The organism is Leisingera sp. MMG026 (genome assembly GCF_021654205.1).
Taxonomy (GTDB): domain Bacteria; phylum Pseudomonadota; class Alphaproteobacteria; order Rhodobacterales; family Rhodobacteraceae; genus Leisingera.
The window spans coordinates 39,470-52,556 of record NZ_JAKFZM010000021.1 but is presented as its reverse complement, the minus strand read 5'-3'; the positions used below and the strand labels follow the sequence as shown (position 1 = coordinate 52,556).

Genomic DNA, 13,087 nt, shown 5'->3' with positions numbered 1-13,087 from the left:
CCTGTGACGCGGCGGCGGGCTCCCGCCAGGTATCAGCTTTTTGGCAAAAGCCTCTGCCTGTTGGGCCCGGCACCGGGCATAGCCCGGTGCCGGGCCCAAGGCCGCTAAGGCGGTGCTGGCGCAGCCAGGTCCGCCTGCGGGCGCGGGAGGGCATCGTCAAGGCGCTGGGGCCGGTCTAGGCGCTGGGGCTCGTCTTGGGCGTGCGGGTCTGCGGTGCGGGTGGCAGGGCGGCACGAAGCAGAGCGGAGCAGGCAGCTGCCAGCGGCCTGGGTGATCTGCCAGCTGCGGGGCGGCAGGGTGCGGGCGCGCAGGCGCTGCAAGGTCCAGAACTTCCGGGTCTTTGCTGCGCCATCCCCAGCCGGGCCGGGCGCGGGGCCGGGCGGGAGGCTGTGTGCAGGCACGTCAGGGGGGAAGAGATCATGGGGCAAAGGGGGAGGGGCAGGCGCCAGGTGCCAGCGGCTTTCGATGCCCTGGGCGCCGCCTGTGCCGGGGGTCAGCAGCAGCCCCAACGGCGCCGGGCCGAAGCGCCCGCCTGCCTCTGCCGCCAGATGCAGCCGCCGCACCGGGGTGATGGCGGGCGGCTCAGCCAGTTCTGCCACCACCAGCGCCGCAGCACCGCTGCGCAAGGCTTCCTCCATGGCCCAAAGCTGATCCTCGGTCCGGGCGGCTTGCAGGAACAGGAACCGGGCGGGGCTGGCAAATTCCGCCATCCCGTCCGGGTTCAGCTGCTTGCCGCCCTGCGGCGGCGGCAGCCACAGGACCGGCCCCGGCGCAATGTCCTGCGCGGCGGCGGCCAGCCACAGCGCAAAACTGTGGCGGGCGGGGCCGCAGGCCTCGTGCACGCGGCCATGCTCCAGCGCAACCCCCTCCATCAGGGACAGGGCCGGGCGGGATCTGTGGCGGCGGGTGAGCAGGTGAGTCGGCATGGGGTTAGATTAGTATGTTCACTATTTGTTCTCAAGCCGTGAGCTGGGCATCCTGTGGTTCTTGCGGCAGGCCGGTTCAAAGGCCGCCAGGCCAGGCAAGCGTCTCTTCCAGCGCCTGGAAGAAGTCAGCCCTGGCATGTTTCTCGATCCATGGTTTGTGGCCGCAGCGCTGCAGCAGGCGAAAGCTGAAATCGGGGAGGATGCCCAGCAGCGGCAGTTCCACGCCTGTTGCCGGGTGGGGGTCATGATCACCATGAAGGGCCGCCACGGGGCAGCGGATTTTTGCAACCGTGCGCAGGAGTTCGCCTGAGCGCCGCATCCGGGCTGCTTCCGGCCAAACGCCTTCGAAAATGCTGCGATCAAAGGCGATGGGCGCAGGATGAAGCCCGGCAGGCGCATAGGCCTCGGCTTTTTCAAGCAGCTCTAGCACGCGCGACAGGCCCACGGGGGTCTCGAGACCGGAACCGCGAAACAATGCGCTCAGCTCCTGCCATTCCGCAGGCGGCAGCCGGGATTGCCGGACTGCCTGGATGCCTGCGATGAATTCATCCGAAAACGGCGCGCTGCCAATCAGCACCAGCTTCGAAACCAGAGCCGGATGCCGGGCTGCCAGCAGGCAGGCCAGCCATGCCCCCCAGGAAAAGCCGATCAGAACCGCCGGGCCGGCACAGGCTGCTTCCAGCTGCTGCCGCAATTCGGATGTCTGGCCGGCAATGGATGCTTTCGTTTGCAACAGCTCAAGCACGCCATGCCCGCGGGTTGCCAGCTCTTGGGCAACCGGCGCCATTTCTCCGGCCGCGCCGGGGCCGCCATGCAGCACGGCAACTGAAAAGGGCGGGTTGCCATGCCGCCGGATGGTATCGATGGCAGGTTTCACTGCAGGCGGCCCCGGCAGGTCTTAACCCTCGCGGGGGACAACCGGGCCGCCCTGTTTGGCCCATTCGGTAAAGCCGCCCTCCAGATGCACAACCGGTTTCAGGCCCATCTCAATCGCGGCTTTGGCGCTAAGGGCTGAGCGCCAGGCGCTGGCGCAGTAGAACACATAGGTTTTGTCCTGGTTGAACACCGGTTTGTGATAAGGGCTGTCCGGGTCGATCCAGAATTCCAGCATGCCGCGCGGGCAGGAAAACGCGCCGGGGATCATGCCGCTGCGCTGCAGCTCGCGGATGTCGCGCAGGTCGATGAAGACGTAATCCTCGTCCAGGACCTTCTGCTTGGCCTCCTCGACAGCCATGGTTTCCACCAGGCTGCCCGCCTCGGCCAGCAGCGCCTTGACGCCCTTGGTTATGGTCTGCGGCATCGGGTATCCTTTCCTTAGGTTGCACAGAGGCTGGCCGGTTTGCCGCCTATGTGCAAGCCGCTTGCACTTCCCGGGCAGGGCCGTAGGGTCGCAGGCAAATCCAGGACAGGGGAGCGCGCGGCATGAAACTGAACCCATTGGGACGCACCGGTATGATGGTGTCCGAACTGTGCCTGGGCACGATGACATTCGGCACTCAGACGCCGGAAGCCGAGGCCCATGCGCAGATCGGCCGGGCGCTGGAGGGCGGCGTGAATTTTGTCGATACCGCCGAGATGTATCCGGTGAACCCGGTGAGTGCGGAGACCCTGGGCAACAGCGAGCGGATCATCGGCAATTGGAATGCGCAGACCGGGCGGCGGGGCGAGTACATCCTGGCCACCAAGCATTCCGGCGCGGGGATGCAGCATGTGCGGGACGGGGCGCCGATTTCGTCCAGGACTATCGCGCCCACAATTGAAGCGTCGCTGAAGCGGCTCAAGACCGATTACATCGACCTCTATCAATTCCACTGGCCGAACCGGGGCAGTTACATGTTCCGGCAGAACTGGAGCTATGATCCGTCCTCCCAGAACCGGGAAGCGACGCTGGTCCATATGGAGGATTGCCTGGAGGCGCTGCAGCGCGAGGTGGAGCGCGGCACCATCCGCGCCTTTGGCCTGTCGAACGAGAGCGCCTGGGGCACCGCGCAATGGCTGCGCATCGCAGAAGCGCGCGGCGGGCCGCGGGTGGCTTCGATCCAGAATGAATACTCATTGGTTTGCAGGATGTATGACACTGATCTGGCAGAGCTGAGTGTGAATGAAGATGTGGGGCTGATGGCGTTTTCACCGCTGGGCACCGGGCTGCTGACCGGCAAGTATCAGGACGGGGCGGTGCCGGACGGCTCGCGCAAGTCGATCAATCCGGACCTGGGCGGGCGGCATTCGCCGCGGGTCTATGACGCTGTGGCGGCCTATCTGGAGATTGCCAACCGGCACGGGTTGGATCCTGTGCATATGGCGCTGGCGTGGTGCCGCACACGGCCGTTCATGGCCTCGGCGATCTTTGGTGCCACGCATCTGCCGCAGTTGGAGCATGCGTTGAAATCGGTGGAGCTGGAGCTGAGCCAGGACGTGCTGGACGAGATCAATGCCACGCACCGGGCGCATCCGATGCCGTTTTGAGCTGAGGTCCTGCGCCTAGGGGCGGAGGCTCTCCCGCCCGGCCTGCGGGCATTGAAATGCCCTTGGCCGGTTGGGCCGGGCGCTGCTGCGCAGCGCGGAAAGATGGCTGAGAAGCGCTTCAGGTGCAGGTTTGCCCTGAAGCGCCTTTGCCAGTGTATTCAAGGGGTGCGCGTCAAGGGTGAACGGTGCTGGCGCACCGCCGCTGCGCGGCCCTTGACCCGCGGGGCAGGGCTGCCGGTCAATGCGCCGTCGGCCGGGCCTGTTCCTGGCGCAGGTCGCGGGCAGAGGTGCCGTGGGCGGTGCGGAAGGCGCGGGCGAAGCTTGACTGCGAGGTGAAGCCGGTGGCGATGGCCACTTCCATCAGCGGCAGATCGGTGTCGGTCACCAGACGGCGGGCTTCGGCCAGGCGCAGCTGCAGGTAGTGGTCCTGCGGCGTGGTGTTGAGCCTAAGCCGGAACTGCTGCTGCAGGCTGCGCGGGCTGGTGCCGAGGGTCTCGGCCAGGGCGCTGAGCGGCAGCGGCTCGTCCAGGGCGGCCTCCATCAGCGCGTTGGCCTTGGCGGTGAGCGCATTGTGCTTGTGGCCGCCCAGGCGGCTTTGCGGGCGCGGTTCTGCGGCGGGGCCATCGTATAGGAACAGCCCGGCGACGCGGGCGGCAAAGCCGGCACCGTGGCGGGCGCCGATGATATGCAGCATCATCTCAATCGCGGGGGTGGCGCCGCCGGAGGTCAGGCGGCCATCGGAGACGGTGAAGCGGTCATTGCGGACATCAACTTCGGGGAAGCGGCTGGCGAAGTTTTCCAGATCCTCCCAGTGGTTGGTCGCCGGATGGCCGTCCAGCAGCCCGGCTTCGGCCAACAGCCAGGGGCCGCCGTCGATGCCTGCGATGGTGGCGCCGGTGGCGGCGATGCGGCGCAGGCCTGCCAGCAGGCTGGGGGTTGCGTGGCGCGCCAGCTGAAAGCCGGCTACGACGATCAAAAGCTCGCAGCCCTGCAGCCGGGCCAGCGGAAAGCTGGGCACGGTGAGACCGCTGGTCAGCATCGGCGGCTCATTTGCGGCGCTGACATAATCCCAGTCGAAGGCCGCGCGCCCGGCCAGCCGGTTGGCGGCGCGCATCGGGTCAACGGCAGCCGCAAAGGACAGCGTGTTGCATTCATCCAAGACCAGCACCGCGGTTTTCAGCGGCTGATGCTCGGGCTGCAGGATGTTTTTTGCGGATTTCATCAACTTCGATTCGCCTGGTGTAAAGTTCAGGCCCAAAGGCTGCGGCAAGGTCGCCCTTAGCGCAAATCAGAATCTGGGGAAGAGCCTGGGGATAACCCGCGGCAAAACCCTGTACATTGAAGGGAAAAGCAAAATGCCTCTGGAAATGAACCGGGACGTCTTTATCACCTGTGCTGTGACCGGCTCTGGCGGCACCCAGGACCGCAGCCCGCATGTGCCGCGCTCGCCTGCGCAGATCGCCGGCAGCGCCATTGCCGCGGCCAAGGCCGGCGCCGCCGTGGTGCATTGCCATGTGCGCGATCCGGAGACCGGCGCGCCGAGCCGTGATCTGGCGCTGTACCGCGAAGTCACCGACCGGATCCGCGACGCTGAGGTTGATATGGTGCTGAACCTGACCGCGGGCATGGGCGGCGACATGGTGTTTGGCGATACTGAAAATCCGCTGCCGGTGAACCCGGCGGGCACCGATATGGTGGGTGCAACCGAACGGATGGCGCATGTGGCGGAATGCCTGCCGGAGATCTGCACGCTGGATTGCGGCACGATGAATTTTGCCGAGGCCGATTACGTGATGACCAACACGCCGGGGATGCTGCGGGCGATGGGGCAGATGATGACCGACCTGGGCGTGAAGCCCGAGATCGAGGCCTTTGACACCGGCCATCTGTGGTTTGCCAAGGAGCTGGTGAAGGAAGGTATTCTGGACAGCCCCGCCCTGGTGCAGCTGTGCATGGGGGTGCCCTGGGGCGCGCCGAATGATCTGAATACCTTCATGGCGATGGTCAACAATGTGCCCGGCGATTGGAACTGGTCGGCGTTCTCGCTGGGCCGGGATCAGATGGCCTATGTGGCGGCGTCTGTTCTGGCGGGCGGCAATGTGCGGGTCGGGCTGGAGGACAATCTGTGGCTCGGCAAAGGTCAGCTGGCGGAGAACTGGCAGCTGGTGGAGCGGGCTGGCACCATCATCGAGAACATGGGCAGTAAGCTGATGGGACCGGCGGAGGTGCGCGAAAAGCTGGGGCTGACCAAGCGCGCGCCGGCGGCGCAGTAAGCGGCGGCCAGCGGTTTCGTTGAATTGAAGGAATTGGGGGCTACCCCCCAAGCCCCCAGGATACTTGGGGCCAGAAGAAGAGCCGGGCGGTTCTCAAAGGGAAGCAGATGAAAACAGCAGCAATCATTGGCGGCGGCGTAATCGGCGGCGGCTGGGCCGCGCGGTTCCTTCTGAACGGCTGGGATGTGCGGGTCTTTGACCCGGATCCGGAAGCAGAGCGCAAGATCAGCGAAGTGCTGGGCAATGCGCGGCGCTCCTTGCCCGGTCTGGGCAATGTGGCGCTGCCGCCCGAGGGCAGCCTGACGTTCCATGAGACCATTGCCGAAGCCGTGGACGGCGCGGAGTGGATCCAGGAAAGCGTGCCGGAGCGGCTGGATCTGAAGCAGAAGGTCTATGCGCAGTTGCAGGCTTGTTGCGCGCCGGATGCGTTGATCGGGTCATCCACTTCGGGCTTTAAACCGTCGCAGTTGCAGGACGGGCGCGAGGCGCCGGGGCAGATCGTGGTGACGCATCCCTTCAACCCGGTTTACCTGCTGCCGCTGGTGGAACTTGTCACAACGGCAGCCAATCCGGCAGGCGTTATTGAACGGGCCAAGGAGATCCTCTCGGGCCTGGGCATGTACCCGCTGCATCTGAAGAAAGAGATCGACGCGCATGTGGCCGATCGTTTCCTTGAGGCGGTCTGGCGCGAGGCGCTGTGGCTGGTGAAGGACGGCATTGCCACCACCGAGGAGATCGACAATGCCATCCGCTACGGCTTTGGCATCCGCTGGGCGCAGATGGGGCTGTTTGACACTTACCGCGTTGCGGGTGGTGAGGCCGGCATGAAGCATTTCATGGCGCAGTTCGGTCCCTGCCTGTCGTGGCCCTGGACCAAGCTGATGGATGTGCCCGAGTTCAATGACGAGCTGGTGGATCTGATCGCAGGCCAGTCGGATGCGCAATCCGGCCATCTGCCGATCCGCAAGATGGAGCAGATCCGCGACGACAATCTGGTCGGCATGATGCGCGCACTTGGTAACAACGACTGGGGTGCAGGCGCGTTGCAGAACGCCCATGACAGAGGCCGCGAGGGCGAGGCCGGGCTGGTGCGCTCGGTTGCGGAACTGGAGGACCTGAGCCAGCCGGTGCTGACCCAGAGCCGCGTGGTGCCGCTGGATTGGACCGATTACAACGGCCATATGACCGAAAGCCGCTATCTGGATGCCTTTGCGCAATCCACCGACCGGCTGATGATGATCATCGGTTGCGATGCTGAATACATCGCCAACGGCGGCAGCTATTTCACCGCCGAAACCCATATCCGCCACATCGACGAGGTGCATGCGGGTGATGCGATCCAGGTGCGGACGCGGGTGATTATGGGTGCGGGTAAGAAAATGCATCTGTGGCACGAGATGTATTCCGGCGAGCGGCTGCTGGCGACGGGCGAGCATATGCTGCTGCACGTGGATCTTGCGACCCGCCGCTCGGCCCCGCCTGCGGCGCATATCGAGGCCAGTCTGGTGAAGCTGGCTGAGGCGCATGCCGTCTTGCCCGCGCCGGAGGGGCTGGGCCGCGCGATTGGAGCACCGAGATGAGTGCGGACCGGGTGAGCCGGGTTCTGGTCACGGCCGGCGGCTCCGGCATCGGCCGGGCCATGGCCGAGGGCTTTGCTGCTGCCGGGCATCAGGTCTGGGTCACGGATGTGAGTGCGGTCAGCCTGTCGGATCTTCCGGCGGGCTGGCGCAGCACCGCTGTGGACGCCACCGACGAGGCCGGGGTCAAGGCACTGTTTGCGGAGATTGCCGGGGAGTGGGGCGGGCTGGATGTGCTGTGCGCCAATGCAGGTGTTGCCGGACCGACCGCGCTGATTGAGGATATCGCGCTGGAGGATTGGCGCAAATGCGTCAGCGTCAACCTGGAGGGCTGTTTTCTGGCGGCGAAATATGCGGCGCCTTTGATGAAGGCAGCGAGGGCCGGGTCGATCATCGTGACGTCTTCGACCGCCGGGCAGTACGGCTATCCCAACCGGGCGCCGTATGCTTCGGCGAAATGGGCGGTGATCGGGCTGATGAAGACCTTGGCGATGGAGCTTGGCCCTTTTGGCATCCGCGCCAATGTAATCTGCCCCGGCGCGGTGGAAGGCCCTCGGATGGAGGGCGTGCTGGAGCGCGAGGCGGCGGCCAAGGGCATGACCCGGGATGAGGTTTATGCGGGTTATGCCGCGGGTACCTCGATGGGGCGGTTTGTCGAGGCGCGGGACATTGCCAATATGGCGGTGTTTCTCGGCTCGGATGCGGCGCGGCTGGTGTCGGGGCAGGTGATCGCGGTGGACGGCCATACCGAGAACCCGGATCCGAAAGTGTGAGGCGCGCCCCTGGCGGGGCGCGGGCTGCCGGTGGCTCAAGATGCTGGCGCATCTTGAGCCTGGGCGCCCCTGCGGGGCGCGGCCCGGCTGTTGGACGGACCGCCTGTGAAGCGCTTGCTAGCCGCTGATTGCCGCCCGCAGCGCCCGGAGCCGCCCTGGCAATTGCCGTGCCGTAATGTCCGCTTCGCGCACCAGATTGTCGAAATGACTGGTGAAGGTCGCGATCCGCTCTTTGTCGCGAAAGGCCAGATAATGCGTGCCGGCATAGAACACGCATAGAAGCGGGCCGAAGAGCGTAACCGGTGCCGAATAAAGCCGCTTGGCATCAAACAGGTAGATGCGCAGGCGGGGGTAGAGCTGCTCGCAAAGGCGCTCGAATTGCTGCAGCTGTTCCAGCCGGATCGCCAGCGGCAGGCCTTCGTAGTATCCTACGCCATGGGCAAAGCTGTCGAGCTCATAGAGCGGCATGGCGATTTCATAGTCCGAGGGCGACTGGCGCATCCAGGTGAGGCGGTCCTCGGAGGCGCCGATGGCCTGATCGGCGGTGCGGCCCAGATGGGGGGAGTATTCCCATTCCAGCAGCGCCCGGGTTTTCAGCATGTCGGGCAGGGCGGCGGGCACGTGGCGGATCTTGTAGCCAAGCGCCTCCTGATGCCACTCAAAGATCCGCTCATCCACCAGGGCGCGCGGCGCTTCGGTCAGCGACAGGCTGGAGGCCAGCAGTTCCGCCGCGCTTTCGGGCCGGTCGGAGAGGCTGAGCAGCCAGTCGGCAGAGACCCCTAGGGCGCCTGCACAGGCGCCGACCACATGGGCGTTGGGCAGGCGCGCGCCCTCGTCCGTCAAAAGCTGCGAAATCGTGGAGCGGTCGACGCCAACGGCGCGGGCCAAGGCGCTTTGGCTGAGGCCGCTGTCGCGCAGCGCCCGGTTCAGTCTTTGCCGGAACTGTGCGGCCCGCACCCGTTTGTCGATATTTTCTATCATATGTTTGAAATTATCACATCTGCTGGATTTTGTTAACCGCATTCGGAATTCTGCACAGCTGCGGTCCGGGGTAGTTTGGAAACAAGCACTTATCGGAAAACAGCAGGAGGCAGAATGGAAACGCGCAGGCGTTCAATTGTGAAGGCGGTGATTTGGAACATCCTCGGGCTGGTGATGATGACACTGGTGGGGCTGATCGCGACCGGGTCGGTCAAGGCGGGCGGAATGATGGCGCTGGTCAATACGGCCATTGGCTTCACTGTTTATCTGATCTACGAGCGCGCCTGGTCGAAGATCCAATGGGGGCGCAGCCATGTCTGAAGGATGCCGGGACTACATGCCGCGCGGCGTTGAGTGGAGCACACTGGCGCTGATCCTGGCCTGCCACGGCGGCTGGCTGGCGGCGTTGTGGCTGCTGCCTACGGTCAGTCCGGCCCTGACGGTTGCCGCAGTTGCCCTGATGGCGGCGCTGCATTCCTCGCTGACCCATGAGGCGCTGCACGGGCACCCGTTCCGCAGTCGCTGGCTGAACGAGGCCTTGATGTTCTTCCCGCTGAGCCTGGCGATCCCTTACGGCCGCTTTCGCGACACCCATCTGGCGCATCACGAGGACGAGGCGCTGACCGACCCCTATGATGATCCGGAAAGCAATTTTCAGGATCCGGCGGTCTGGGCCCGGCTGCCCGGCTGGCGCAAGGTGCTGCTGCGGATCAACAACACGCTTTTGGGCCGGGTGGTGCTGGGGCCGCTGATGGGGCAGATTTGCTTCATGGCGGGCGACTGGCGGCTGGCGCGCAGGGGCGTTCCGGGGATTGCCCGCGATTGGATCCTGCATGTCCTGGGGCTGGTGCCGGTGATCTGGGTGGTGCTGCAATCGCCGGCGCCGCTGTGGGCGGCGGTGCTGGGGGCCTATCTGGGTCTCGCCATCCTCAAGATCCGCACCTATTTGGAGCACCGGGCGCACGACACTGCCCAAGGCCGCACTGTGGTGATCGAAGACAAGGGGCCGCTGGCCTTTCTGTTCCTGAACAACAATCTGCATGTGGTGCATCACATGCACCCCGGCGTTCCCTGGCATGCGCTGCCGCGCCTTTACCGCACCCGCCGGGCGGAGTTCCTGGCCGCGAACGACGGCTATGTCTACCGCAACTACCTGCAGGTTTTCCGCAACTATCTGCTGCGGGCCAAGGACCCGGTACCGCATCCGCTCTGGCAGCAGGGGGAATAAGCGCGCATAAGCGGGAGCATGTTAGCCTGGATCCCCGTTTCCATCGCCGCTGCCTCCTTTCAGACCGTGCGGTTCATGCTGCAGAAGGTCCTGAGCAGCGTGACACTGTCGCCGGGCGGAGCCACCTTCGCCCGGTTTGTCTATTCCGCGCCATTCATCCTGGCGGGGCTGGCGGTGTATCTGGCCGTCTCGGGCCGGTCCTTGCCAGTTCTGCCGCCCGCGTTCTGGATGTTTGCCGCCATTGGCGGCACCGCGCAGATCCTGGCGACCGTCTGTGTGGTTGCCCTGTTCAAGCAGCGCAACTTTGCGGTGGGCATCACCTTCAAGAAAACCGAAGTCATCCAGACCGCCATTGTTGGGCTGGCTGTGCTGGGCGATCCGGTCAGCCTTGGCGGCTGGGCTGCGATCCTGATCGGGCTGGCGGCGGTGCTGGTTCTGTCCCGGGCGCCGGACGCAACGGGCGCCTGGTGGCGCCATCTGACCAACCGCGCCGCACAGCTGGGACTGGGATCTGGGGTGCTGTTTGCCTTTTCCGCCGTCAGCTACCGCGGGGCGTCCTTGCAGCTGGGTGATCTGGAACCGGTGTTTCGCGCCGGAGTGACCTTGGCGGCGGTGGTCAGCTTGCAGACGCTGTTCATGACTGTCTGGCTCGGGTTGCGGGACCGGGGCGAGCTTGCCCGGGTCTGGGCCGCCCGCCGGGTGGCGGTCTGGGTGGGGCTGACCAGCATGGGCGGCTCGTTCTGCTGGTTCTGGGCATTCACGCTGCAGAACGCCGCCTATGTGAAGGCGGTGGGGCAGGTGGAGCTGCTGCTGTCGCTTTTGGCTTCGGTGCTGTTCTTCAAGGAGAAGGTCACCGCGCGCGAGCTGGCGGGCATGGCGCTGCTGATCGTGTCGATCCTGGTGCTTGTTCTGGCCCTGTGAGCGGAGGCGCCAGCGGCAGGGGCGCCGGAAAAGGTTACCCGTCGGCTGGCATCGGGTAGCCTTTGAGACGCAGGAACAGGCTGGCTTCGTCGTTGTTGTGGAAATAGGGCACGCTTTGCGGCGGCTCGGCGTCGCGGACGCGGGCGGTGACTTCGGCCAGCACCACCTCGGTGATGAAGGGCAGATCAAAGCTGCGCACCTGGCTGAGCGGGATCCATTGCAGATGCGACAGCTCATCCGCGGCGCGGGAGAAGTCATCCAGATCGCCGGTGATCTGATCGGCATCAATCAGAAAGAACCGCGCATCAAACCGGCGCGGGCGGCCCGGCGGGGTGAGGGCGCGGAACACGAACTGCATCGCCTTGGCTGATGGCAGATGGCCGGTGGCGGCAAACTCCTGCCAGTCTTCGGGAATGTCTCCCTGCCACTCGCCTGGTTCGCCCAGGATCAGGCCGGTTTCCTCCCACAGCTCGCGCACCGCGGCGACGCTGAGGGGGTGATGCACGCCAGCGGGCGCCTTATCTGCGAGGCGTTCCTGGCAGAGGGGGGAGAGCGGCGAGGCCAGAGGGATCCCGGCATCTGCCAGATCAACGGCACCGCCGGGAAAGACAAATTTATTCGGCATAAAGGCAGCCTTGGCGCCGCGCTGGCCCATCAGCACCTGCGGGTCATCGGACATCCGGCCGCGCATGGCAATGACGGTTGCCGCATTGCGGATTGCGGTCTTGTCGGTGGTGGTCTCACCGCTGGGAAATGTCTTGCTCATCGTCTTACTGCCCTTTTACTGCCGGGTTGCGCTTGTCGAACCCGTGCATGCGCCGCGCCCATTGATAGGCAATGACAATCCCCTTCATCCGCGGCAGCAAGTACAAAGAGGAGGCGACGCAGCCAATCGTGAAAACCGTGAACATCACCAGCGGTTCGGGCCGCCAGGAGAAATAGACCACATGCATCAAAGGCGCCATGATGTGGCCGACGATCAGGATCGTCAGATATGCGGGGCCGTCATCGGCGCGTGCATGGGTCAAGTCCAACCCGCAGCTGCTGCAGCTGCTGTTCACCTTGAGATAGGAATGCAGCAGCTTGCCCTCGCCGCATTGGGGGCATTTGCAGCGCCAGCCCTTGGCCAGGGCGGGCATAGCCGGGCGTTCACTCTCTGCGTCTGAGGTTATTGCGGCCTGGGGTTTGGCCTGCGACTCGGTCATGAAGATATCCTGTGTGCTGAACATATCATTGCGCGCTTCACCGCCGCGGTGAAAGGGGAAAGGCTTGGCATTGCGCCGGTTTGCCGCAACGTGCGGGACGGAAGAATTATTTGGGATTTCCGCGACGGATCTGCCGGGCAGCTGCGTTTTTCCTATGCATCGGGCAGCAAGAGGCTGCCGCAGAACAAAGGAAAGACGACATGAAACACGTCAACTTCATCGCCGTGATTGTTGCCGCCGCAGGTGTGGCCGCGGGCGGCGCGGCCCTGGCCAAGGGCTATGGCCACCACGGGCCGAAGATGTCCTTTGAGGAAATCGACACAGACGGCAATGGCGAGGTCACCAAGGCAGAGATCCAGGCCATGAAAGAAGCCCGTTTCAGCAAGGCGGATGCTGACGGCGACGGCAAGCTGACGCTTGAGGAAATGCAGGCGCGGGCGCAGGAACGGGCCAGTGAACGCGCCGCCTGGATGCTGGAACGCTTTGACACGGACGGCGATGGCGCGTTGAGTAAAGACGAACTGCCAGGGCCGCGCCGGGCGGGCAGGATGTTTGACCGGATGGATGCGGACGGCAGCGGCGGGATCTCGAAGCAGGAATTCGACGAGGCCCGGATGCGCCACGGCGGCAAGCACCGTCATGGCCAGGGGAACGGGGACGAAACGGAGCAGAACTGATCGCTGAGACGTGCTGCACAAAACGGAAATTTCCCGGCGCCGGGCCCCAGATGCGGGCCC

15 protein-coding genes are annotated in these 13,087 nt (G+C 65.0%); 8 read left to right on the top strand and 7 right to left on the bottom strand.

The window, feature by feature from the left end:
- Nucleotides 1-104: 104 nt before the first annotated feature.
- From L1069_RS13260 to L1069_RS13250, 3 genes are all read right to left on the bottom strand, one after another.
- A complete protein-coding gene (locus L1069_RS13260) occupies nt 105-926 on the bottom strand; it encodes a hypothetical protein (protein ID WP_237455979.1) in 822 nt (273 codons plus the stop codon).
- 76 nt (nt 927-1,002) lie between these two features.
- On the bottom strand, nt 1,003-1,803 hold the full coding sequence (locus L1069_RS13255) for an alpha/beta fold hydrolase (RefSeq protein ID WP_237455978.1): 801 nt from the start codon (nt 1,801-1,803) through the stop codon (nt 1,003-1,005).
- Nucleotides 1,804-1,824: 21 nt separating this feature from the next.
- A complete protein-coding gene (locus tag L1069_RS13250) occupies nt 1,825-2,226 on the bottom strand; it encodes a rhodanese-like domain-containing protein (RefSeq protein ID WP_237455977.1) in 402 nt (133 codons plus the stop codon).
- 122 nt (nt 2,227-2,348) lie between these two features.
- Between L1069_RS13250 and L1069_RS13245 the strand changes: the two genes are divergently transcribed.
- Nucleotides 2,349-3,392 (top strand): aldo/keto reductase, encoded by a 1,044-nt coding sequence (locus L1069_RS13245; RefSeq protein ID WP_129371619.1) that lies wholly within the window; start codon nt 2,349-2,351, stop codon nt 3,390-3,392.
- A gap of 238 nt (nt 3,393-3,630) precedes the next feature.
- On the opposite strand, the gene L1069_RS13240 is transcribed toward L1069_RS13245, so the two are convergent.
- Nucleotides 3,631-4,614, bottom strand: a complete 984-nt coding sequence (locus L1069_RS13240) for a GlxA family transcriptional regulator (RefSeq protein ID WP_129371618.1) — start codon at nt 4,612-4,614, stop codon at nt 3,631-3,633.
- 133 nt (nt 4,615-4,747) lie between these two features.
- Between L1069_RS13240 and L1069_RS13235 the strand changes: the two genes are divergently transcribed.
- From L1069_RS13235 to L1069_RS13225, 3 genes are all read left to right on the top strand, one after another.
- Nucleotides 4,748-5,665, top strand: coding sequence for a 3-keto-5-aminohexanoate cleavage protein (locus tag L1069_RS13235; RefSeq protein ID WP_134829337.1), 918 nt, complete (start codon nt 4,748-4,750; stop codon nt 5,663-5,665).
- 107 nt (nt 5,666-5,772) lie between these two features.
- Nucleotides 5,773-7,245: a carnitine 3-dehydrogenase gene (locus L1069_RS13230; protein WP_237455976.1), complete on the top strand. Its 1,473-nt coding sequence runs from the start codon at nt 5,773-5,775 to the stop codon at nt 7,243-7,245.
- Nucleotides 7,242-8,015: an SDR family oxidoreductase gene (locus L1069_RS13225; RefSeq protein WP_237455975.1), complete on the top strand. Its 774-nt coding sequence runs from the start codon at nt 7,242-7,244 to the stop codon at nt 8,013-8,015. The genes L1069_RS13230 and L1069_RS13225 overlap by 4 nt, the downstream gene beginning before the upstream one ends.
- A 117-nt stretch (nt 8,016-8,132) precedes the next feature.
- Here L1069_RS13225 and L1069_RS13220 read toward each other — a convergent pair whose 3' ends face one another.
- Nucleotides 8,133-8,996 (bottom strand): helix-turn-helix domain-containing protein, encoded by an 864-nt coding sequence (locus L1069_RS13220; protein WP_129371614.1) that lies wholly within the window; start codon nt 8,994-8,996, stop codon nt 8,133-8,135.
- 114 nt (nt 8,997-9,110) lie between these two features.
- Between L1069_RS13220 and L1069_RS13215 the strand changes: the two genes are divergently transcribed.
- The 3 genes from L1069_RS13215 to L1069_RS13205 are packed head-to-tail and all read left to right on the top strand — an operon-like array spanning nt 9,111 to nt 11,145.
- Entirely contained in the window at nt 9,111-9,317 is a 207-nt protein-coding gene (locus L1069_RS13215; protein ID WP_129371613.1) for a DUF2061 domain-containing protein, read from the top strand.
- Nucleotides 9,310-10,224 carry a fatty acid desaturase gene (locus L1069_RS13210; protein ID WP_237455974.1) on the top strand — a complete coding sequence of 305 codons (915 nt, stop codon included), beginning with the start codon at nt 9,310-9,312 and terminating at the stop codon, nt 10,222-10,224. The genes L1069_RS13215 and L1069_RS13210 overlap by 8 nt, the downstream gene beginning before the upstream one ends.
- Before the next feature lie 18 nt (nt 10,225-10,242).
- The gene (locus tag L1069_RS13205; RefSeq protein ID WP_237455973.1) at nt 10,243-11,145 is read left to right on the top strand and encodes a DMT family transporter; all 903 of its coding nucleotides are present in this window, start codon (nt 10,243-10,245) and stop codon (nt 11,143-11,145) included.
- Nucleotides 11,146-11,179: 34 nt separating this feature from the next.
- Here L1069_RS13205 and L1069_RS13200 read toward each other — a convergent pair whose 3' ends face one another.
- Together L1069_RS13200 and L1069_RS13195 are read right to left on the bottom strand one after the other, a co-directional pair.
- Complete coding sequence (locus L1069_RS13200) at nt 11,180-11,911, bottom strand: NUDIX hydrolase (RefSeq protein WP_237455972.1); 732 nt, start codon at nt 11,909-11,911, stop codon at nt 11,180-11,182.
- 4 nt (nt 11,912-11,915) lie between these two features.
- Nucleotides 11,916-12,350, bottom strand: a complete 435-nt coding sequence (locus L1069_RS13195; protein WP_237455971.1) for a DUF983 domain-containing protein — start codon at nt 12,348-12,350, stop codon at nt 11,916-11,918.
- 200 nt (nt 12,351-12,550) lie between these two features.
- On the opposite strand from L1069_RS13195, the gene L1069_RS13190 reads away from it, so the two are divergent.
- Nucleotides 12,551-13,027, top strand: coding sequence for an EF-hand domain-containing protein (locus L1069_RS13190; protein ID WP_237455970.1), 477 nt, complete (start codon nt 12,551-12,553; stop codon nt 13,025-13,027).
- The last annotated feature ends 60 nt before the right edge of the window (nt 13,028-13,087 follow it).

Coding starts and splice junctions, on each gene's coding strand:
- L1069_RS13250 (WP_237455977.1), bottom strand. CDS start 2,226: ATGCCGCAGACCATAACCAAGGGCGTCAAGGCGCTGCTGGCCGAGGCG.
- L1069_RS13195 (WP_237455971.1), bottom strand. CDS start 12,350: ATGACCGAGTCGCAGGCCAAACCCCAGGCCGCAATAACCTCAGACGCA.
- L1069_RS13215 (WP_129371613.1), top strand. CDS start 9,111: ATGGAAACGCGCAGGCGTTCAATTGTGAAGGCGGTGATTTGGAACATC.
- L1069_RS13235 (WP_134829337.1), top strand. CDS start 4,748: ATGCCTCTGGAAATGAACCGGGACGTCTTTATCACCTGTGCTGTGACC.
- L1069_RS13225 (WP_237455975.1), top strand. CDS start 7,242: ATGAGTGCGGACCGGGTGAGCCGGGTTCTGGTCACGGCCGGCGGCTCC.
- L1069_RS13205 (WP_237455973.1), top strand. CDS start 10,243: ATGTTAGCCTGGATCCCCGTTTCCATCGCCGCTGCCTCCTTTCAGACC.
- L1069_RS13260 (WP_237455979.1), bottom strand. CDS start 926: ATGCCGACTCACCTGCTCACCCGCCGCCACAGATCCCGCCCGGCCCTG.
- L1069_RS13200 (WP_237455972.1), bottom strand. CDS start 11,911: ATGAGCAAGACATTTCCCAGCGGTGAGACCACCACCGACAAGACCGCA.
- L1069_RS13190 (WP_237455970.1), top strand. CDS start 12,551: ATGAAACACGTCAACTTCATCGCCGTGATTGTTGCCGCCGCAGGTGTG.
- L1069_RS13240 (WP_129371618.1), bottom strand. CDS start 4,614: ATGAAATCCGCAAAAAACATCCTGCAGCCCGAGCATCAGCCGCTGAAA.
- L1069_RS13210 (WP_237455974.1), top strand. CDS start 9,310: ATGTCTGAAGGATGCCGGGACTACATGCCGCGCGGCGTTGAGTGGAGC.
- L1069_RS13245 (WP_129371619.1), top strand. CDS start 2,349: ATGAAACTGAACCCATTGGGACGCACCGGTATGATGGTGTCCGAACTG.
- L1069_RS13220 (WP_129371614.1), bottom strand. CDS start 8,996: ATGATAGAAAATATCGACAAACGGGTGCGGGCCGCACAGTTCCGGCAA.
- L1069_RS13230 (WP_237455976.1), top strand. CDS start 5,773: ATGAAAACAGCAGCAATCATTGGCGGCGGCGTAATCGGCGGCGGCTGG.